The 23020-nt window shown below is 64.4% G+C and carries 5 protein-coding genes; 3 read left to right on the plus strand and 2 right to left on the minus strand.

Annotated elements, in window-relative coordinates; all coding sequences use genetic code 11:
• Positions 1–12: 12 nt before the first annotated feature.
• A complete protein-coding gene (locus FLG15_RS00135) occupies positions 13–11601 on the minus strand; it encodes a hemagglutinin repeat-containing protein (protein WP_150145277.1) in 11589 nt (3862 codons plus the stop codon).
• A gap of 21 nt (positions 11602–11622) precedes the next feature.
• A complete protein-coding gene (locus FLG15_RS00140) occupies positions 11623–13365 on the minus strand; it encodes a ShlB/FhaC/HecB family hemolysin secretion/activation protein (RefSeq protein ID WP_150145280.1) in 1743 nt (580 codons plus the stop codon).
• A gap of 984 nt (positions 13366–14349) precedes the next feature.
• Between FLG15_RS00140 and FLG15_RS00150 the strand changes: the two genes are divergently transcribed.
• Genes FLG15_RS00150 through glgB form a run of 3 tightly spaced genes read left to right on the plus strand, consistent with a single transcriptional unit; the run spans position 14350 to position 23008 of the window.
• A complete protein-coding gene (locus FLG15_RS00150) occupies positions 14350–17466 on the plus strand; it encodes a maltotransferase domain-containing protein (RefSeq protein ID WP_057678725.1) in 3117 nt (1038 codons plus the stop codon).
• Positions 17463–20813, plus strand: coding sequence for a maltose alpha-D-glucosyltransferase (gene treS, locus FLG15_RS00155; RefSeq protein ID WP_057678724.1), 3351 nt, complete (start codon positions 17463–17465; stop codon positions 20811–20813). Before FLG15_RS00150 ends, treS begins: the two co-directional genes overlap by 4 nt.
• A gap of 11 nt (positions 20814–20824) precedes the next feature.
• Positions 20825–23008 carry a 1,4-alpha-glucan branching protein GlgB gene (glgB, locus tag FLG15_RS00160; protein WP_057678723.1) on the plus strand — a complete coding sequence of 728 codons (2184 nt, stop codon included), beginning with the start codon at positions 20825–20827 and terminating at the stop codon, positions 23006–23008.
• Positions 23009–23020 lie beyond the last annotated feature (12 nt).

Genomic DNA, 23020 nt, shown 5'->3' on the forward strand with positions numbered 1-23020 from the left:
GTTATCGTCATTTCAAAACTCCAATATCTTAAATTGCTTATCTTTCATAATATACACCTTATTCAATCCTTTTACGGGACTTGATTTTAATGCATCACCAAGTTGGTCAAGAGTCAAAGGGGAGTCGGCAAGATTCACAACAATAACATTTGCTTGATCCCCAACTTCTTGTGTCAAAGTCTTTATGACAGATATAGGGCTATTGGTTCTAGGAGAATAAACGTCCGCAAGCTCGCCGTTTAACATTAAATCGGGATTGGCCTGATTTTTCTTATTATTTGGCAGCTGCTCAACATTGTAGCCTGCTTCAGCAAGTCCTCTAGCCGCCTCATTCTGACGATTGATTGAGCGTACGTGATCAGGTGACGCATTGGGCGGCGGTAATTCAGGCTCACCTAGCAAGGTGCCCCCCCTTGCTTGCCCGAGTCCAGCCTCACTATCTGCATCCACGGAGGCGGCTGACAACCTTGGGTATACTCTACTTTCTGTAGCCGCTGTTTTTATTGAATTGCGGATGATATTTGTAAGTTGGCTTCCGACCAATTCTCCCGCTTCTCCAACAGCAATGCCCGCCCACATCAGGCGTTGAGTCGTCGCCCAATCAAGGCCCTCGACATAGCCGGCTTCCGCCCAGCGTCCTTGATCTTTCAGCAAAAGTTGATAGTTATTCTTGAGCGCGAGCTCATCAAGGGGGCCTATCTGATCGCTGTACCCACTAAAAGCAATAGAACCTATGCCCAAAAGCATTCCTTTCCCAATGGAAGTGATGTCACCCCCGAAGCTGGCTTGCTTATCAGCAGCGTCATATCCAAGCTTCTTCCCTAAATATTGCAACTCCTGATTTTTCTGATTTGGTGCATGATCAGCGCTTCGAATATCATCCAGATAGTTCTTTATCGACGGGTCGAACCGGGAACCGTAAAGCGCATTTAAATTGACCGTAGGATCCTTCCATTCTTTGTCAGTACTTTGAAAGAATGCATGACGATCCCCCATCGAATCTGTGTAATAACGCCCTTCAGACCCTTTGACCAGGAACGCTTCGGTAAGAGCATCTGTGCCGTTCAGCGCAGCCCAGTTCTCGTCTTCTTTCGATGCAGCAAATCGATTCAGTCTGACGCGCGCTTCTTCTTCGGTGAGAACGAGGCCGTTCTCCGCCATGTAGTCGATATATTTTTTGACGACTTCATCGCTCCTTAAGAACTTCACCTCGGACGGGTGCAACTGCCGATTATTGGTATCGGCATTAAACGCCGTCGCCGCACCTGCTCCGCCGCCAGTGACAGCACCCAGCCCTGCCGCAAGACCCGCACCCACCGCTTCACGCACGCCATCGGGCAGGTTCTTGGTCAGTTCGTTGAGCATGGGCGCGGCCGTCGCGGCCGTGGCTGAGCCCAGCGCACCTTGCACGCCGCCGCCCAGCAGGCCGATCGCCGTGTGCGCGGCCACACGGTACTCCCCGCCTTCGTCCCATTTGGCCGCTTCCTCTTCCTTGCCCTGCAGGCGCAGTTGATTGGCTTTGGTGGTGGCGTAATCACCCACGAACTTACTGGCCTGCTGCCCAAACGTCGCCGTGATCTCCGCCCCGGCACTGACTTGTTGTTGCAGCTTCTGCCCGTCCCAGCCCTTCACCAGGCCGTTGGCGCTATCGCCAGTGAGCACATCGCGGTTGAGTGCCACCAGCACATCGCTGACGCTCTGGCCGGTCTTGGCCTGCTGGCCGGCCTGGTCGGTGATGACCAGCGTGCCGCCGCTGATGCCGCTGGTGGTGAGCGAAGTCTCGCTGCCGCTCTTGCTGGAGTAGCCGGCGGCCGCACCTTGCGCGCCGCTGCCCTGGTTTTGCCAGGACCAGTTGCTGCCGTTGTTGGTCGTTGGTGACGTTTGAGTCTCGGTTTTGGCTCCGTCCTTGCTACCGCCGGCAGCGTATCCACCCGAGAGGCTGATGCCCTTGGCTTCGTAGCTGCTGGTGTTGGTAATGTCGCTCACCGTCAGCGTGCCGGTCTGTAGGCGATTGACGCCGGCATCCACCGCCGCCTGGGTGCTGGCGATCACGCCGCCCTTCAGGTCGGTGTTGCCGCCCACGCGGATGTTGAAGCCGCCATCGCCGGCCTGGATGCCGCTTTGCTCGGTGACGCTGGCGAAGTCGCCGTTGACCTTGTTGCTGCTGTAGCTGGCGCTGGCACTGAAGCCCACCCCGAAGGTCACGCTGCCACCCACCGCCTTGTCCTTGCTGGCGTAGGTGCTGGTGTCCTGCAGGCTCTCGATGTTGAGGTCGCCGCCGATGTCAGCCAGCACGGTGCTGGCCGAGAGCACCGCGCCTTTCAGGTTGGTGTCGTTGCCGCTGATGAGGGTGGCGGTATTGCCGGCCGACAGGTGGCTGTTGCGCTGGGTGATGTCCTCGCCATCGGCCTTGCCGCGCGATCCGCTGGCACTGGCGGTCACGCCGGCGGCAAAGCCGTCTGCGCCATAGGTGATCGCCACGCCAACGGCCGCACTCTTGCTCTTGCTCGTGCTGTGTTGCTCGAAGGTGTCCTGCGCCGCTTCTAACGTGATGTTGTTGTCCGCAGCCAACAGCAGGTTGTTGCCAGCCTTGATGTCGCTGCCGCGCACCAGGATGTTGCTGTCTTCGCCCCCGCCGGTAGCGATCAGGTTGACGTTGCCGCCGGCCTGCAGGGTGGAGCCCTTGGAGGTGGCGCTGCGCTGCTTGGTCTCGCTCTCGCTCTGGCTGCCGCCGACGGTGACCGCGATGCTGACATTGGCTGCTTGCGCAGCTCCCTTGGCGGTGTCGGCGTTCATGACGCTACTGGCGGCTTGGCCTGCACCGTAGGCGCTGTAAGCGGCAGACGCACCAGCCAGGGCCTGCATACGCGTGTCGCCCTCGGCCTTCTTGCCAGCCTCGCCACTGTTGACCGCCGCTTGGGCTAGATTGAGCGCGGCTGCGCTCAACGTCACCGACAAGCCGCCTTGCTTGAACGCGGTCCGCTGCTCGCTGCTCGAGGTGTCATGCACTTCGGTAATGGCGATGTCCTTGGCCTTGGCGGTGATGTCGCCCTGCAGCGCCATCACATCGCTACCGGTGATCGCCAGTGTGTTGCCGGCGACCAGGGTGACGTTGCCCTCAAGGCTGCCGAGCGTGGTGCCGGTATGGCTCACATCGTCGATATCGGCCTCGGTCTTGACCGTCTGCTTGCCGATAGTGAAACCGATGCCGCCGCTGCCGAACAGCCCGGTCTTGACCGTCTTCTTGTCGTGCGCCTCGCTGTGCGTGCTCTGCGCTGTCTCAAGGGTCAGGTTGTTGCCCGCTGCCAGCACCACATCACCGGTGCCGACAATCTGCGTTCCTTGGGAGAGCAGGTCGTTGCCGGCGGCGATACGCACGCTCTCGCCACTGAGCGAACTGGTGACCGCCAGGCTGTCGTGGGTTTCGTCGTGGGTGGTGACAGTCTTGCCGGACAGCGCGCTCTTCTTGCGGGTTTCCTTATCCACCACCGCATCATGCTGCTCCTGCGTAGCCAGCAACTTGATGTCGTTGCCTGCCGCCAGGGCGATGCCGCCGGTCTGGCTGGCGACTGCGGTGGACGCCAGCGTCAGGTCGCGGCCAGCCTGCATGACGATGTTGTCGCCGGCACCGAGCTGGGTGCCGCGTACGGTCTCGTCCATGCTCGACGCAGCCAGCGAATTGCTCTTGGTGACGGTGCTGCGCTCCTGCGAGCTGCTATCCACGGCCGCGATGCTGTTGATGTCGCGCCCGGCCTGCAAGGCCATGGCCTTGCCTGCGCCCACCTGCGCGGCCGTTAGATTCAGGTCGTTGCCTGCCGCCAGCACCACGTTGCCGGCGCCCTGGATGATGGTGCCAACGTGGGTAGTCTCGCTGCTGCGCTGGAAATTGCGGTCGTTGGCGGTGGTGTTGGTGCTGCGCGAGAGCGTCTGCGTGCCGACGTTGAGGTTGTTGCCGGCCACCAGCTGGGTCACGCCATCGGTGCCGGCATTGCGAATCTGCGCGGCCTGCAAATTAACGTCGCGGCCCGCCACCACCGACAACACGCCGCTGCCGTTGGCGCCGGTGACATACAGGCCGGCGACGCGCTCGAGCTGGGTGGTGCTGTACTGGTGGAAGCCGTCGCCTTGCAGCGTTTCCACGGTGGAGGCGACGGTGACATCGCCAACGGCCTGCACGCTCAGCGCATCCACGGCGGTGACGGTGGCCCCTTCGATGCGGATGTCGCTGGCCGAGCGCAGCCCTACCTGGTTGCCGCTGATGCTGCCGCCCAGGTGCTCGATGCGGCCGGCGTCGATAGACACCAGCTGGCGGCCGGCAATGGTGCCGGTGTTCTTCAGGCCACCGGCCAGGGTGACATCGACATTGGCGCCAGCCAGCAATGCGCCGCCGGCCTCCAGATCGCCGGGACGCAAACGTAGATAGACCTGCGGCACGAGCGCGGTGGTGGTGGTGCCATCGGGTAGGGTGACGGTCTGCTCCACCAGCCAGACGATGTCGCTGGTGAGCTGGGCCATCTGCGCATCGGTCAATGCAACGCCGGGGCGTAGATTCCAGGCCTTACCGATGGTAGCGCCGGCATCCAGCAATGCCTGGTACTGGGCTTCGTCGCTCTTATAGCTCTCAAGGAAGCGCCGGCCGGTGAGCTGGCCGATCTGCTCGCGCACCAGCTTCTGCTCGTAGTAGCCATCGCCTAAACGTTTTTGCAGGCTATCGGCGGAGTAGCCCATCTGGTTGAGCAGATAGTCCGAGCCCAACCAGCTGCGGTAGTCGGTGAACTGCGGGTCGGTTTCGACCAGATAGGTGCCGCCAGATGGCCTGACGGTAAACAGACTGCCGGTGGGCGCGCGTGTATCGGGTGTGCCCATGACAATCCGATCCGGCGAGCCGCCGGCGGCAGTGACCACACGTGTGCCGCCGACCGGGCCATTGTTGGCGACGTTGCCAACCGCGCCGGAACTGCCGCCGCTGGCCGTTGATGTCACCGCAGCAAGTGCGCGATCGGCCGCATTGGCCGCGACGCTGCCCGGGCCGCGCACATTGCCGGTACCGGAACCGCCTGGTGCTGTCTGTGGTCCGTGCAGGTTGAGGTTGGCCACCGCCGCGCCATCCTGCACGTTGGGCGCATCGCGACCCTGATTGAGGTTGCTCAGGTCGCCGACATCGATGGTCAGCGTGCCGCCACTGGTAATCGCGCCACCCACCTGGCCGATCTGCTCGGAGATCGACGGGTTGCTCCAGCTGCGCGTGGTGCCGTTGTAGGCCGTGGTCACGTTGCTGAAGCTGTGCGTCCGGAACAACGTGTAGGCCAGGTTGGTCACATCGGCAGTGCGCGTCAGCCCGCTGATGCCCAGGTCGCCGCCGGCCGCGATGCGCGCGTATTCGTTACGCAAGACATCGGTGCCGATACGCATTGCACCGCCGGCATGGATCACGGCTTCAGGACCCGCGCCGGCTTGCAACACGTCTTCGACCACGGTGCGGGTGGCCATGCGATAGCGTTCGTTGTCGCCCAGCCTGCCGCCGCCGGTGCCCTGCGGATTCATCAGGATGTGATCTGGGTCGGTATAGGCGAACTGCGCCATCAACTGCACGCAGTTGGTGGTGCAGGTGCCATAGGCGTTGGAGTAGTTGAGCGTGTCGCTTGTGTAACGGAACGCGGGTGAGCCGGGTTCGATTTGCGACAACTCGCGGAACGGATCGTCCGCGCCGACGGTCACCTGGTCTGGATTTGCCTGGTTGTCCTGGCGGCCGGTGTAGTAAATGGTCAGCGTGCCTGATTGGGAATTCAACCGCGACCGCTCGCCCGTGGCTCGATACAGACCGCCGCGTGCGAAGAAATACGCGCTGGTCTGCGGGGTGACGCGAATGACCGCGCGCCGCACCTGGTAGCCATCCGGGGTGATGTAGGGTGTGTCCTCCAGAATATCCTGGGGGTTGAGGTAGTACACCTCGGTGGCGCCGTAGTTGCTGGTGGAGCGAATATTGGACGTGTCGTTCGCGCCATTGTTGCGCCAGGTCGGCTGATCCAGGCGCACTGGTGCCAATGTGGTGGTGGTCTGGGTGACCACGACGTTCTGGCGGATGTTGTTGATGGTGGTGGCGTGTAGATCGAGATCGCCGGCTACCTCGATGGTGGAGCCGAGGTTGTCGATCTGGCGCGCGATGCCGGTGGCCAGGCGATTGCCATCCAGCGTGCCACCGATGGCAGCGTCGCCATCGCTGTAGATCAAGCCGCGATCGGTATTGCTGAGCTGGCCGACACCCAGGTCCAAGCGCTCGCGTGCCGCCACGGTGGCAACACGGGTGACGCCGGAGATGGTTTCGGCACGGTTGAGCAAGTTGCCCGCGGCGATCGCAACGTGGTCGCCGTAGATGCGCCCGGTGCCCACGTTGTCCAGCGTTGCTGCCTGCAGATGGGTGAGGCCACCGTCGATCAGGCCGCGGTTGACCAGCTGGCCGCCGGTGACGATATGGGTCGTGCCCTGGCTGGTGATCTGCCCGCTAACGGCGTTGTCGACGTTGCGCGCAGCCAAATCAATGTTGCCAGCACGCAGGATGCCTTGATTGGCGATGTCGCCGTCGGTATAGATGGCGAGGGTGCCATTGGCGATCATTTCGCCGGTGTTGGTCAGCCCTTCGCGCAGGGTCAGGGTGAGGTTGCTCTGCGACTGCAGCTGGCCATCGCCGCTCAGGTTGCGCGCGGTCAGGTGCTGGCTGCCGTCCGAGCGCAGCAGCCCGGCGGTATTGGCAACGGCATCGGCACGCATGTCCAGGCTGCCGCCAGAGGAGATCTGCCCGCCGGTATTATTGAGCGAAGTGGTCACCTGCAGAGTGCCTGCGCCATCGGTGACGACTTGTCCCTGACGGTTGTCCAGCGCCTGCGTTTGCAGTTGCAGCTGGCCCGCTTGCAGACCAAGCGGGTTTGCGCTGTTGCGCGTGTTGCGGTTGTCCACGCTGGATGCGTTCAAGGTCAACAGGCCGCCGGCAGCGACCAGACCGGCTTGATTGTCGAGCGCCCCCCCCAACGTGAGGTCGACGGCCTGGCCGCCCTGCACCCGGCCGCCTGCGTTGTTCAGCGCCGCCGCCGTGAGGGCAAGGTTGCCCGCTGCACTCAGCGCACCTGCGCCGCTGTTATCGACGCTACTGACAGCAATGCGTGCATCGCCCTGAGCGAACACCGCGCCGCCACGGTTGTCCAGCGCACCACCGTCCACCTGCAGGCGTCCAGCCGCCAGGATGCCGCCATTGGCACCTGAACCGGTGTTGGTGATGGATTGCCCGTTGGTCTGCAGCAGCAATGCGGCCTTCGACTGCAGTCGCCCGCCTGCGTTATTGAGCGCTCCGCTGCGCACCTCGAGTGTGCCGACTTGGCTGCCAATGGTGCCGCTGGTGTTGTCCAGCTGCTGTGCGCGCGTGTCGACCACGACGTTACCGCCGATGATATTGCCGGCGCGGTTGGACAGACCGGTGCTTTCCAGACGCAAGGCATTGGTGGCCTGGATGGTGCCATTGGTGTTGCCGATGGCGGTGTCGGTGACCACCGTGAGGTCGGTGCCTGCGACGACGGTGCCTGCCGTGTTGTCGAGCGTGCCGGCCTCCACCTCAAGCCGTCCTGCGCTGGACACGACACCTTGCGTGCGGTTGTCGAGTACGCCATCCACGTCCAGCTGCAAGACGCCACCGGCCGCATGCAAGGTGCCGGCCTGATTGTTGACGCTGGCGGCAGCGATGCGGCCGTCGCCGCCAAGCAGGATCTTGCCTTGCTGATTCTGCAGCGCCTGCGCAATGGTCAGCGACGACTGCCCGTTACCGGCAGCCTGCAGCGTGCCTTGGGCGTTGATGACATTTTGCGCGCCAAGCGCCAGCAGCCCGTTGCCGCCAATGGTGCCGCTGCTGTTGTTCAGCGTGCCGGAGACATCGAGTTTGAGCAGTTGGTCTCCACTGGCCGACAGTTGTCCGCCCGCCGTGGTGAGGTTGCCGGTGGCGACCATGATGGTGCGTGCCGAGGTGTTGGCATCGGTCAGGTCGGTGTTCTGCCCGGTCACGCGCAGCGTGCCGTTGCTGACGATCTTGCCGCCAGTGCCGGCGAATGTCTGCGCGGCGATCTGCACCTGCCCGATGCCCGCGTGCTGGATGGTGCCTAGCGTGTTGTCGAGCAAGGTGCTGCTCAGCAACAGGTCGCCATTGCCGGCGAGTGTGCCGCCTGCGTTGTTCAGCACGTTGGCCTGGACACTGCTGGCGCCGGTGCCGCTGGCGACAATGCGCCCGCCGCGGTTGTCCAGTGTTTGCACCTGTAGATCCACGCGATCGGCGCCGACGGTCGCTTCGCGGTGGTCGACATCGGTTGCCGTCAAGGACAGAGCACCGCTGCTGGCGATGGTGCCTTTGCTGCCATCCACACGGCCGGCGACGATGTCCATGCCTTGCGTGCCGGAGTGGCTGAGCGTGCCTTGCTGGTTGATGAGGTGGCCTGCGCCAACGTGCAACGTCGCGCCGTTGCTGGCGATGCGGCCACCGGTATTGTCCAGTTGCCCGGTGACATCGAGACGGCTGTCGGCGGTGCCGGCGGCACTGAGCGTACCGGTGCGGTTGGAGAGGGCGCCTGCTTGCAACGCGAGAGCGCCATTACCGGCGATGGTGCCGCCGTCGTTATCCAATGCACCGGTCACATGCAGATTCATGACGTCGTTGCCGGTGGCGCTCAGAATGCCGCCGGCGGTACGCAAACTATCCGCGTTGATGTCGATGCGCTGCGCCTGCATGGCGCTGCCCGGGCCCAGATCGAGCGCGCCGCCGCGTAGCTGCACGTTGCCCAGGCTGAGCACCTTGCCGCCGGCGCCTTGCAGCGCATCGGCCGTCACGGTCAGCGTGCCGCTGCCGGCATGCTCGATGGCGCCAGCACGGTTATCCAGTGTGGATGCGCTGACGGTGAGGTCACCGCTGGTCGCGAGGCGGCCACCCTGGCTGTTGTCCAAGAGTGCGGCTGCACGCACCTGCAGTGCCGCGCCATTGGCGGCGAGAATCTTTCCGCCGCGATTGAGCAGGCTGCCAGCCTGCAGCAGGACTGCTGCATTGCCGGAGATCGTGCCGGCGCTGTTGTCCAGGGGGCCGCCCACGGTCACGCTTGCGGCTTGGCTACCTGCAGCCAGGACCGAGCCGCCCTGATTGCCAAACGACCCTGCGTCGATGGTGACGCCGGCATTGCCTGCAAGGCTGCCGGCACGGTTGTCCAGGTGATCGCGTACGCTCAACTGCAACGCCTGATTGCCCTGAGAGACGAGGCTGCCGCCGGCCGTGCTGAGCGCATCGGCGTCGATGCGGATCTGCTGTGCAGAGGTGCTGCCTGCGGCAAGATCGATGTTGCCGCCTGTCACCGTCAACCCGCCGTTGCTGATCAGGCGGCCAGCGCGTCCTTCCAGCGCGTCGGCAGCGATGCTCAGCAGGCCGGTGCCGGCGTGTTGAATCTGGCCGACTGCATTGCCGAGCGTGCCGGCGCGCAGGGCCAGGTCGCCATTGCTGCCGATGCTTCCGTTATCGCCATTGTCCAGACGGCCGGCAACCTGCAGCGCGGCGACCTGCGGCCCGGTCGATAGCAGTGCGCCGCCGCGATTATCGAAGGTGTCGGCCTGCAAGGTCAGTTGCGTGGTGCTCACTGCTGCATTGCGATGATCCACCGTACCCGCGCGCCAGGTGAGCGCACCCAGGGTGGCGATACTGCCACCGGCGCCGGACCAGTCCTGCGCAGCCAGTGTCAGCCCTTGCATGCCTGCGTGCTCGATGTGGCCGGCCGCGTTGACGACACTCTGCGCATCGAGTTGCAGTGCTGCGGCATTGCTGGCGAGCACGCCTTGCGTGTTGTCCAGTAGGCCACGTACCTGCATGGCCAGCGTGCCAACCCCGCCATGACGCAACTCGCCACTGCGATTGCTCAACGACTGCGTCTCCAGCCGCAATGCGTTTGCTACGCTGAGGCGGCCGGCATCGTTCACCAGTGCGCCCAGCTGCAGATCTGCATCGCCATAGACAGTGAGCGTACCGGCACGGTTGAGCAGATCGCCGCGTGCGCTCAGGGCGGTCACGCCAAGCCGGCCGCCGCTGTTGTCCAGGCCATCGGCTGCCGACAGCGACACATCGCCGCCCGCATTGATGCGGCCGCCATCGTTGTCCAGAAGACCTGCGATCGTCAGCGCGCCAGCCGCCAGCGGTGCGACTACTGGAGCCTGGCTGTTTGAAGGAGTCGTGATGGTGCCACTTCCTCCATTGCTACCGTTGTTATCGGGCGTTCCGTTTCCGGTGTTGCCGCCTGTTCCGGGTGACGTTCCACCACTGGTCGGTGCAGTTGCGACCGCACCGAGGCTGCCATCTGCGCGGTTGGTGACGCTGCCAGCAGTCACGCCCAGCGCCTGGAGACCGGTCTGCTCGATGCTACCGCCCTGATTGCGTGCCGTTGCCGCATCGATCTGCAACCGCTGCGCATTCAAGGTACCGCCACGGTTGTCCAGATCGGCCGCCGTGCTGACACGCAGCTCGCGCGTGGCACTGAGCGTGCCGGCATTGGCGATGCCGGCAGTGGCTGCGACACGGGTGTCCTGCTGCGATTGCAATGTGCCGGTGTTTTCAAGCCGTCCGTCGACGGTGACCACCAACTCGCCGGCGCGCGCGCCGATGATGCCGGCGTTGCGCACGCCGACGCCATTCTCATTGCCGACCAGCCAGATCTTGTTGGCGAACATGCCGCCGAGTGCGCCAACATCCAGTGCGAACGTGGGTGCCGGGCCGCTGGCCGCTTGCGGGGTGACACGAGACTGGTCTGCACTGACCACATTGTTACCGAGACTTGCCTGCAGCTGGTTGGCCCAGATGCCGGCATTCACCTGCAGCGAGCGGGTGATCAGATCGGTGTAGTCCGCACCGCTGGTATCCAGGCCAGCACCAGCAACCTGGATAGCGCCGCCATTGACCCGATAACCTTCCAGCGCGCCGTTGGACAGGAGCGGCGTGCCGGTGGTCAGCGTCACCCGGCTGGCGTTGAGGAACCCGCCGCCATCGACCTGGATGCCGGCGGGATTGGCGATGATGACCTCGGCGCGTTGGCCGGCGACTTCGACATAGCCATTGAGTCGACTGGCCGGTCCATTGACCTCGTTGAGGATGACCCGCGCGCCGCCGGTGGCCAGCCACGGATTGCCCTGCACCCAGCCGCCCAATTGGGTCTGGGTCTGACTGCGGGCGTTATTGAGAATCGCGCCTTCGCGGCCCACATCGAACTGCGAGTAGCGGTTGCGCGAGACGCCTGCGGCAGAGGGCGTGGTGATGTTGACCAGCGGCACCCCATTGGGCGCGGTCATGACCGTCGGGCGTTCGCTTCCGGGCGCAGCGGGATCGCCGACGATGCGCCCAGCCGACTGCGCCTGCGCGACGTGAACCAGGCTGACACAGCCGAGCGCGCAGAGCATGGCAAAGCGCAGCGGTGCGATGCTGGCGTGATGCGCGCGAGGAGTGCTGGCACCTGTACTGCCACCTGGAGCACGTACCAGCTCCGACGCCACTTGCCAGACGCGCAATGCGCGATTGAAGACCAGACGGTAGACGCGATTCATGTCACTAATCCTTGTGGATGTTTAATAACGCCAGGACAGGCTGAAGCCGACGGTGGTGTAGTCGGTCGGGAAATTGGCAGGCTTTTCGAGTGCGGACCCTAGGAAGGTGTCCATCGAGAAATGCTGCCAACCACCGCGCAGGCCCAGACTGATGCCGGCCAGGTGATCGCCGGCCTGAAAGCGCGTGGATTGACCGCCGATGTGCCCGTAATCGGCACCTAGATACGCTTCCAGCCCGCCGCCGACTGCCAGGCCCAGGTCATTGCGAAGCGACCAACCGCGATCGCCGCTCAAGGTCGCCTCGCCATCGAAACCACGCACGGTGAAGCGCCCACCGATCGCGAAGCGATCCTGCGGTGCCATCGGTGTGCGGTTCCATTGCGCGCGCCAGGACGCGCTATAGCGCAGGCGCTGGTTGCCGATCTGAAACGGCATCACCACCTGCGCATCGGCCACGATGAGCTTGATACGTGAGGTGCCCTCCAGCGGGATCGACGGATCGAACGCGTGTGCGAGTTCTTCCGGGGCGCGCAAGGCGTCGAATGCACCGGTACCGCGCCGATAGGCCAGGCTGGCATCGAACGTGACCTTGCCGAAAAACTGGCGATGGTTCAGGCCCAGCTCCCAACCGGCGGTGCGCCGCCGTTGCACCTCGATCTCGGTGTCGTCGATTGCGCTGGTCGACTGCCGCCACCAACCTCGGCCATAGGCCCCGAACTTGATGGCCGCGTTGCGGAACAGCAGGCGGTCGATGCGCGCTTCTGCATTGCGACTACGGCCGCTGTAGTCGTAGGTCTCGATGGCACCGGCAACGGCTTGGCTGTAATCGTAGGAACTTGCAGTTGCGCCGAACAACCAATAGCCGTATGGAACGTCGTAGTGCACGGTCCAGCTGTCGGTGTCCTTGCCGGCGGCATTGAACACGCCTTTGCCGAGACTGACGTAGAACAACTCGTTGAGGCCGAGCGGATTGTCCAGCGAGAGCGTACCGTTGGCCTGCAGTTGGCCGGTCGCATCGCTGCCGGCATCGTCCAGGCTCAGACTGGCCCGGATGCGTGAACGCTGCTGCCAGGCGATGGCCAGATCGCTTTCGCCCGGTCCTGTGCCGCTCCCTTCGGCGGGTGCAATCTGGATATCTGCGGTGACGGTCGGCACGCGCTGAAAGTTTTCCAGACCTTGCTCGATGTCGCGCAGGTTGAGCAGCTCACCAGGACGTGCTGGCACTGCATTGGCAATCGCGGCCCGCGCTGAGTCAGGCGCGCTGAAGCGCGCGGTGTGCAGACGTCCGGGCACGAGCGACAGCGTCAGGGTGCCGCCGGTGAGGTCCTGCGGTGCCGCCAGTACCCGCGTGGTGACATAGCCGCGTGCAATCACCGCGTTCTGCACTCGTTTCATCACCAGATTGATGCCGTCGGTCCCGAGGCAGCGCCCGGTTGCCGGATCATCCTTGGTGCTGGCCGAGGTCAAGGCCCAGCGAAAGTCGTCCGCATCGGGACCAACGAGCACGATGCGCTCGATCAAGAAGCAGGGCGCTTCGGTCTTGGGCAGGCGTTCGGTGCCGTCGTCAGCGGCGCGTTCGAGGCGCACATCCGGCCGCGCTTCCTGTTGTTCACGCAAGACGCGCTCACGTTCTTGCTGGCGCAAGAGTTCTTGCGCCGCAGGGTCGGTGATCTGTTGAGCGGAGACCTGCTGTGTGGCGCCTGCGATAAGCACAGCACACCACGTGGCGCGCAAGCGCACCTTTCCTTTTATGCCAATATCCATTTGCAAATGACCGCCTGACCGGTAACCGCTATCACCGACGCCGACGCGTCGCCCCTAACGATATTTTAATGGGCCGAGCCTGCTATGACTGTAGGGAGAACCCCTACGTGCCGGCCAGAAAAGCACCGTGTCCAGACATGACCGGCAGAGGATGTATGTCTCGGGGGGAGCATCAAATTCGACCAAGTTTTAAAAATTTCCGTGGATTGATTTCAAAACAATCGAAGTTTTAAATAAATAAAACACTATTTAAAAAAATCATGGGAATACACCTGTTTTTAGCGCAGCGACTAATAATGGCTCCAACTGTGGAAGCAGCGGGCGAAAACTGAGCTTCGAAGATGGTGGGGTCTTGCAATGAACGCTTAGCGTGCAGCGCCTCGGCGTCGTGGCTTCCTGTGTACGTAATGGCTGGTTGAGTCGATTGGCGTCAGCCCACGCGACAGCACTGTGCCGCTTACAACGTCTCTGTCGTCGCTCGCTGGCCAAGGAGGTTGCCCTATGGCTCACGTCGCATGTGGACGTGTTGGCTGCAGCGCGCCCTAAGACACATCGCTGAGCTCGCAATGTGATCTGCATCCACTTGCTTCCTCTACACCAGTGCGCAGCTTGCACGACCTGCTTACGGTGGCGCTTGTCACGCCGTGGCGCGTGCGCAGGCTAGCGGCGCTTTGATGCCCCGCTGACACACCACAGCCGCGCTTGTTTGATTTTCGTCAATTCCACCGACACATGAAATTCGCAGGGGGGGTGCTTGACTGCATGGGTCAAGAATCGTTGCGGAGTTGCGCATGAGTGCAGTCACGGGTGGTAGGGGCGATCGGGCAGCGTGCCGGCAGGCGTCAATACGGCAAGGTTCGGTACGGATAGGTAATGGCGCGGCGAGTGGCGAGCAAGGGCTTGCACCACTGCTAGACGGCAAGCTTGCGCTGGCTCCACCTGTAACGGTGCCCCTGCGCGCCGTTATTCGCTAGCGGGGGCACCATGCGCATCTGTGTTCTCAATGAAGCACTGAAGGACTCCACCGGGCTGGAGCGGCGCTGCGTGGCGGCGCGTGAGGCCGGCTGCGATTACGTGGTGATGGCCGCACCCTTCGAGCGCGATGCCGACGGACGTTTGATCGAGCCGGCGGCCGGTGCGCAGACGCAGGCGCAGCGCCTGCACGAGGCAGCGCAGGCGGCGCGCCACGCGGGCGTCAGGTTGTTGATCGATGTGCGCCTGGACGAAGTGGGCGGTGCCAGTGCGGTGGTACGCGATAACCCGCAGTGGTTCCGCGCGCGCAGCACCACGGTCCCGGACCCGCGTCAGCCGCGTGCGACGCCGGAGGTGGCCGAAGCCCGCTTTGCCTATGCGCAGGAAGGTGCGGCGCTGGTGGAGTGGTGGAGCGCGCGCCTGTTGGAGTGGGTGAGCCAGGGCGTCGGTGGCTTCCGCCTGTTGCAGCCGCAGCAGGTCCCGGTACAGCGCTGGCGCGAGTTGATTGCGCGCGTGCACGCGCAGGCGCCGGACGTGGTGTTTGCCGCGTGGACCCCAGGCCTGGGGCTGGACGCATTACAGCAGCTGGCCGGTGCCGGGTTCGATGCGGCGTTTTCGTCGCTTGCCTGGTGGGATGGCCGTGGCAGCTGGTTCTTCGACGAAGACAGCGCACTGCGCGCGCTGGCCGCGCAGGTCGTCGCGGTGCTGGATGCGCCCGATGGCAAGCGCGCCGCGGCGCCCGAGCAGCATTGGCAACTGGCGCTGGCATTGGGCGGGGCATGGTTGCTGGACGACGCGCACCTGGCGGCATTGCCATCGTCGATCCGTGCCACCGATGGCCTGCCGACCAGCAATGCGGGCATGCGGTTGCGCCCGTTGCTGCGTGAGGCGACCGGGCTCACCGCGGTGGCGATCGAGCCACTGGGCGGCTTGCCCTCCTTGTTATTGATCAATGGCGACACCCGGCATGTGGTGCCGGTGCCGGCCTCAGACCTGTTGCGGCTGCTCGGCGATGCCGAAGCCTTGGTGGCCGAAGATGGCCGCACCTTGTCCGGGGCTACGCTGGAAGCGCTGGAGCCGGGCGAAGTACGCGTGTACCGCAGCGTGCCGGCGCGCCATGTGCTGGCAGTGCCGCGCATGCGCCCGCGTGCGCAGGCCGCCGGCACCTGGCCACGCGTGTGCATCGAGTCGGTGACGCCATCGGTGGATAACGGCCGTTTTCCGGTCAAGCGCACGGTGGGCGACCGCATCTGTGTTGAAGCCGACGCGTTCTGCGATGGACACGACCGCATTGCGGTGGCGGTGCTGTGGCGTCCGGCCGATGCCAAGGCCTGGGCCAGTGCGCCTATGCGTGCGTTGGGCAACGACCGCTGGCGTGCGGAGTTTCCGCTGGAACGCATCGGCACCTACGAATTCCGCGTGGAAGCCTGGCGCGATGTCTTCGCCACCCTGCACGCGGATCTGGAAAAGAAACGCGCTGCCAACACGGTATTACCGGTCGATGTGCAGGAAGCGATTGCGGCCGTGCAGGCCGCACAGGCGCGCAGCGACGGTGCGCTGGCCGAGCGCCTGCAGGCAGTGCTGACCCGTATCGGTGCGCAGAGCGAACCCTTGCAGCAGCTGGCCATCGTGCTGGAGCCGGACACCGCGCAGGCGATGGCGCTGGCCGACGACAAGCCGTTCCGCTCGGAATACCCGGTCACCTTCCGGGTGGAATTGGAGCGTCGCGCGGCGCACTTTGCCAGTTGGTACGAACTGTTTCCGCGTTCGCAAAGTGGCAATGTCAGCCGGCATGGCACGTTCGACGACGTCATCAAGCGGCTGCCGCACATCCGCGCGATGAACTTCGACGTGCTGTACATGCCGCCGATCCATCCGATCGGCCTGAACAACCGCAAGGGCCGCAACAACTCGGTCACGGCGGTGGTAGGCGAGCCCGGCAGCCCGTATGCGATTGGTGCCAGCGATGGCGGGCATACCGAGGTGCATGCCGAACTTGGTGGGTTGGCGGGCTTTCGCCGGTTGATCCAGGCCGCGCGCGCGCAGGGCCTGGAAGTGGCGCTGGATTTCGCGATCCAGTGCGCGCCCGACCACCCGTGGTTGAAGGAGCACAAGGACTGGTTCACCTGGCGCGCGGATGGCTCGATTCCGTACGCAGAGAACCCGCCCAAGAAATACCAGGACATCGTCAACGTCGACTTCTACGCCAGCGGCGCCGTGCCGGACCTGTGGAACACGCTGCGCGACGCGGTGCTGTTCTGGGTCAACGAAGGCGTCACGCTGTTCCGGGTCGACAACCCGCATACCAAGCCGTTCCCGTTCTGGGAATGGTTGATTGCCGATGTGCGCGGCCGGCGCCCGGATGTGGTGTTCCTCTCCGAAGCGTTCACGCGGCCAAAGATGATGTACCGGCTGGCCAAGTGCGGCTTTTCGCAGTCCTATACCTACTTCACCTGGCGCAACCACAAGCACGAGCTGCAGGCCTACGTGGAAGAGTTGAACGAGGGCGTGCCGCGCGAATGTTTCCGCCCGCACTTTTTCGTCAACACGCCGGACATCAATCCGCTGTTCCTGCAGACCAGTGGGCGCAACGGCCATCTGATCCGCGCCGCGCTGGCCACCACGCTTTCAGGGTTATGGGGCATGTATCAGGGCTTCGAGCTCTGCGAAGCCACGCCGCTGGCGCCGGGCAAGGAAGAGTACCTGGACTCGGAGAAATTCCAGCTGCGCGCGTGGCCTGAACGGGCGCCCGGCGACATCGTCGATGAGATCACCCGCTTGAACCAGCTACGCCGCATGCATCCGGAACTGCAGTCGCACCTGGGCACGCGCTTCTACCAGGCGCACAACGACCAAGTGCTGTACTACGGCAAGTTTTTGGATGCGGGTTACCTGTCGCGCAGCCGCAGCATGGTGCTGGTGGCGATCAATCTGGACCCGCATGCCGGGCAGGACGCCGATATCGAAATCCCATTGTGGGAGCTGGGCCTGCCCGATCACGCCAGCGTTGCCGTGGACGATCTGTGGGACGGGCACCGCTTTGAGTGGCACGGCAAGTACCAACACATCCGTCTAGAGGCAACGCGACCGTTCGCGTTATGGCGCATCCGCGCAGGAGAGGTCGCATGAATGCAGTGGCATCGTTACAAGCCGACGCAGAGCAGTCTGCGGTGGTTGCCGACCAGCGTTGGTACAAGGACGCGATCATCTACCAGGTGCACGTCAAGTCGTTCTTCGACTCCAACGACGATGGCATCGGCGATTTTCCGGGGCTGATCTCCAAGCTGGATTACATCGCCGAACTTGGCGTGGACACCATCTGGTTGCTGCCGTTCTATCCCAGCCCGCGCCGCGATGACGGTTACGATATCGCCGAATACATGGCGGTGCATCCGGACTACGGCAGCATCGAAGATTTCGAGCAGCTGGTGGCGCAGGCGCATGCGCGCGGCATCCGTATCGTGACCGAGCTGGTGATCAACCACACCTCCGACCAGCATCCCTGGTTCCAGCGCGCGCGCAATGCGCCGGCCGGTTCGCCCGAGCGCGACTTCTACGTGTGGTCGGACACCGACCAGCAATACGAAGGCACGCGGATCATCTTCTGCGATACCGAGAAATCCAACTGGACCTGGGACCCGGTGGCCGGGCAGTACTTCTGGCACCGCTTCTACTCGCACCAGCCGGACCTGAATTTCGATAATCCAGCGGTGTTGGAAGCGGTGCTGGAAGTGATGCGTTTCTGGCTGGATCGCGGCGTGGATGGCCTGCGCCTGGATGCGGTGCCATATCTGATCGAGCGCCCGGGCACCTCCAACGAAAACCTGCCCGAAACCCACGCGATCCTGCGCAAGATCCGCGCCACGCTGGATGCCGAATACCCGGACCGCATGCTGCTGGCAGAAGCCAACATGTGGCCGGAAGACACCCAGCAATACTTCGGCCAGAACGCCGACGAATGCCATATGGCGTTCCACTTCCCGCTGATGCCGCGCATGTACATGGCCATCGCGCGCGAAGACCGTTTCCCCATCACCGACATCATGCGCCAGACCCCGGAGATTCCGGAGAGCTGCCAGTGGGCGATCTTCCTGCGCAACCACGACGAGTTGACGCTGGAAATGGTCACCGATTCGGAGCGCGACTACCTGTGGCAGACCTATGCCGCCGACCGCCGCGCCCGCATCAACTTAGGGATTCGTCGCCGCCTGGCACCGTTGCTGGAGCGCGACCGCCGCCGCATCGAGCTGATGACCTCGTTGCTGCTGACCATGCCCGGCACGCCGGTGCTGTATTACGGCGACGAGATCGGCATGGGCGACAACATCCATCTGGGCGACCGCGACGGCGTGCGCACGCCGATGCAATGGTCGATCGATCGCAACGGCGGTTTCTCGCGCGCCGACCCGGCGCAGCTGGTGCTGCCACCGGTGATGGATCCGCTGTACGGCTTCCAGGCGGTGAACGTGGAAGCGCAGATCCGCGACCAGCATTCGCTGCTCACCTGGACCCGCCGCGTGCTCAGCGTGCGCAAGCGCTACCAGGCCTTCGGCCGCGGCAGCCTGCGCTTCCTGTACCCGGGCAACCGCCGCATGCTGGCCTACCTGCGCTGCTATCAGGACGAAACCGTGCTGTGCGTGGCCAACCTCTCGCACACGCTGCAGGCGGTGGAGCTGGATCTGTCCGAGTTCGAAGGCCGCGTGCCGGTGGACATCATCGGTGGCGGCAGCTTCCCGCCGATCGGACGGCTGACCTATTTGCTGACGGTGCCGCCGTTCGGGTTCTATGCCTTCCAGCTGGTGAGCGAAGGCACGCTGCCGGACTGGCATGTTCCCAGCCCGGTACCGCTGCCGGATTACCGCACGCTGGTGCTGCGCAGCGATGCCGACGAAAGCGCTGCACTGCTGCCGCATCTGCCCACCCTGGAAGGGGAGATCCTGCCGGCCTGGCTATCGGCACGGCGTTGGTTCTCGGCCAAGGACCAGGCGCTGCGCAGCGTGCGCATCGCGCGCCGTACGCCGCTGCCGGGCGATGAGCCGATGACGCTGCTGGAGCTGGAGGTAGAGCTGGAAGACGGCCGCCACGAGCGCTACATGCTGCCGGTGGGCATCGTGTGGGAGCGCGAGCAGCCGAGCACGTTGGCCGAGCGGCTGGCGCTGGCGCGTGTGCGCCAGGGCCGCGAGGTGGGGTATCTCACCGATGCGTTTGCGCTCAAGCCCATGGTGCGCGGCGTGATCGATGCGCTGCGCAGCAACGCAGCGCTGGATTTCTGCGATGGCGACGATGCCTCGCAACAGGGGCAGGTCTGCTTCGAAGCCACCCCGGCACTGGCAACGCTGGACATCCCGCAAGATCCGGAAATCCGCTGGTTGTCGGCCGAACAAAGCAACAGCTCGCTGGTGGTCGCCGACAAGGCCGTGTTCAAGCTGCTGCGGCATGTGGCCGTGGGCGCGAACCCGGAGATCGAGATCGGCCGCCGCCTGACCGAGATGGGCTACGCCAATGCCGCGCCGCTGCTGGGCAGCGTCAGCCGCATCGACGGGCAGGGCACCGTCACCACCATCGCGTTGTTGCAGGGCTTCATCCGCAACCAGGGCGATGCCTGGCGCTGGACGCTGGACCATTTGGCGCGCAGCTTCGACGAATACGCCACCGCGCAGACCGACGAAGCGCGCGCCGAAGCGGTCGCCGGCTACGACGCCTTCGCCGCGGTGGTCGGCAAGCGCCTGGCCGAGTTGCACGAAGCGCTGTCGCGCGCCACCGACGATGCCGACTTCGCGCCGCAACGCATCGACCTGCCCACCGCCAACGATGTGGTGGCCGGGGTGGGACGCCAGGTCGAGGAGATGTGGGACACCGTCAATGCACGCCTGTCCGGCAGCGAAGACAGTGCCGAACGCGAGGCGCTGGAAGCGGTGCTGGCGCAGCGCCCGCAGCTGGATGCCTTGCTCGCGAAGGCGCCGAGCGTGCTGGCCGATTCCCTGCTTACGCGCGTGCATGGCGATTTCCACCTGGGCCAGATCCTGGTGGCTTTCGACGATGTGGTGCTGATCGACTTCGAAGGCGAGCCGGCCAAGCCGCTGGCCGAACGCCGCGCCAAGGCCAGCCCGCTGCGCGATGTGGCCGGCTTCCTGCGCTCGCTCGATTACGCCAGCGAAGTATCGGCACGGGGCGAGGAGGGCACCGCCGCCCGCGCGGGGGTCGGGGTGGACACGCATCTGGACGAATTCCTGGTGCAATTCCGCCGCCGCTCCACACAAGCCTTCCTGGACGCTTACCATGCCGTGCTCGACGCCAGCGCCCATCCGTGGATTGCGCCGGCGGCGTTCAATGCAGCCACCTTGCTGTTCCTGGTGGAGAAGGCTTGCTACGAAGTGCGTTATGAAGCGGCCAATCGTCCTGGCTGGTTGATGGTGCCGATCGAAGGCTTGCGACGCATCCTGCAACGCGCACGCGCCGGTGCAGGAGACACATGATGAGTGGAGTAATGACAGCAGTGAGCAATCGATGGGATTCCGGCGTGGTACGCGCCCTGGCAGAGGCGCGCCACGGCGATGCGTTTGCCGTCTTGGGCGCACACCCGTCCGACAACGGGCGGGTGTTGCGCACCTATCTCCCCGGCGCCGACCGCGTCAGTGCGGTGCTCGACGACGGGCAGGTGATCGCGCTGGATGCCGGCCCGGAGCCGGGCCTGTTCGCCGGCGAGTTGCCGGCCCAGGGCGGATATCGGCTGCGCATCGGCTGGCCCGGTGGCGAGCAGGAAACCGCCGACCCCTACGCGTTCGGCCCGCAGCTCAGCGATTTCGACCTGCACCTGATCAGCGAAGGCCACCATCTGCAACTGGCGGACGCATTGGGCGCCAACGTGGTGGAAGTGGACGGCGTGCGCGGCACGCGCTTTGCCATCTGGGCACCGAATGCCTCGCGCGTGGCGGTGGTGGGCGACTTCAATAGCTGGGACGCGCGGCGCCATCCGATGCGGCTGCGGCACCAGGCCGGCGTGTGGGAGTTGTTCGTGCCCGACGTTGGCCCCGGCGCGCATTACAAGTACCAGCTGCGCGGCCCGCACGGGCACGAACTGCCGGCCAAGGCCGACCCGGTAGCACGCCGCGCGGAGCTTGCGCCGGGCACGGCGTCCATCGTGGCCGATCCCACGCCGCATCAGTGGAGCGATGACGGCTGGATGGCCACGCGTGCGCGCCGCCAGGCCCACGACGCGCCGATGAGCATCTACGAGATCCACGCCGGCTCGTGGTTGCGCGAAGCGGATGTGGATCTGGATTGGGATGGCCTGGCCGACCGCCTGATTCCGTACGTGGCCGATATGGGCTTTACCCATGTCGAGTTGATGCCGGTGAGCGAGCATCCGTTCGGCGGCTCCTGGGGCTATCAGCCCTTGGGTCTGTTCGCGCCGACCGCGCGCTTCGGTACGCCCGATGGGTTTGCGCGCTTTGTCGACCGCTGCCATCGCGAAGGCATCGGCGTGATCGTCGATTGGGTGCCGGCACACTTTCCGACCGACGCGCATGGCCTGGCGCACTTCGATGGCACCGCGCTGTACGAACACGCCGACCCGCGCGAAGGCTTCCACCGCGACTGGAATACGCTGATCTACAACCACGGCCGCCGCGAGGTGTCCGGATTCCTGATCGCCAGTGCGATGGAATTTCTGCAGCGCTATCACGTCGATGGCCTGCGCGTGGATGCGGTGGCCTCGATGCTGTACCGCGACTACAGCCGCAATGCCGGCGAGTGGATACCCAACATCCACGGCGGGCGCGAGAACTACGAGACCATCGCGTTCCTGCGCCGGCTCAACGCGGTGGTGCGCGAGCACACCCCGGGTGCGGTGATGATTGCCGAGGAATCCACGGCCTTTCCCGGTGTCACCGCCGACGTGGCGCACGGCGGCCTGGGCTTCCACTACAAGTGGAACATGGGCTGGATGCACGACACCCTGCATTACGCCGGGCTGGATCCGATCTATCGCCGCTACCACCACGGCGAGCTGACTTTCAGCATGGTCTATGCGTATTCGGAGCGCTTTGTGCTGCCGATCTCGCACGACGAAGTAGTGCACGGCAAGGGTTCGTTGCTGGGCCGCATGCCGGGCGACGACTGGCAGCGCTTCGCCAACCTGCGTGCCTACCTGGGTTTCATGTTCACCCACCCGGGGCGTAAGTTGCTGTTCATGGGCTGCGAATTCGGCCAGCCCACCGAATGGAACCACGACGCCGGCCTGCCGTGGCACTTGCTCGACGACCCGCGCCATCGTGGTGTGCAGACGCTGGTGCGCGATTTGAACCGGCTGTATGTGCAATACCCGGCGCTGCAGGCGCACGACGACGATCCGTCCGGGTTCGCCTGGGTAGTAGGCGACGATGCCGGCAACAGCGTGGTGGCGTTCCTGCGCAAAGGCAAACGCGGCGACGCACCGGTGCTGGTGGTGATCAACTTCACCCCGGTCGTGCAGCACGGCTACCGCATCGGCGTGCCCCAAGGCGGCCAGTGGCGCGAGGTGTTCAACAGCGACGCCGGCCTCTACGGCGGCAGCAACCTGGGCAACGGCGGCAGCGTGACGGCCGAGCAGCAATCCATGCACGGGCACGCACAGTCGCTGCCGCTGTTGTTGCCACCGCTGGGCGCCATCGTGCTGACGCCGTATGGCTGATGCCGCCTGCGC

The sequence above is a fragment of the Xanthomonas phaseoli pv. dieffenbachiae genome (assembly GCF_008639345.1).
Classification (GTDB): Bacteria; Pseudomonadota; Gammaproteobacteria; order Xanthomonadales; family Xanthomonadaceae; genus Xanthomonas; species Xanthomonas phaseoli.

Bases quoted from the DNA above. Each gene is read 5' to 3' on its own strand.
- FLG15_RS00150 (WP_057678725.1), top strand. From the start codon at position 14,350: ATGCGCATCTGTGTTCTCAATGAAGCACTGAAGGACTCCACCGGGCTG.
- treS (WP_057678724.1), top strand. From the start codon at position 17,463: ATGAATGCAGTGGCATCGTTACAAGCCGACGCAGAGCAGTCTGCGGTG.
- FLG15_RS00135 (WP_150145277.1), bottom strand. From the start codon at position 11,601: ATGAATCGCGTCTACCGTCTGGTCTTCAATCGCGCATTGCGCGTCTGG.
- glgB (WP_057678723.1), top strand. From the start codon at position 20,825: ATGACAGCAGTGAGCAATCGATGGGATTCCGGCGTGGTACGCGCCCTG.
- FLG15_RS00140 (WP_150145280.1), bottom strand. From the start codon at position 13,365: ATGGATATTGGCATAAAAGGAAAGGTGCGCTTGCGCGCCACGTGGTGT.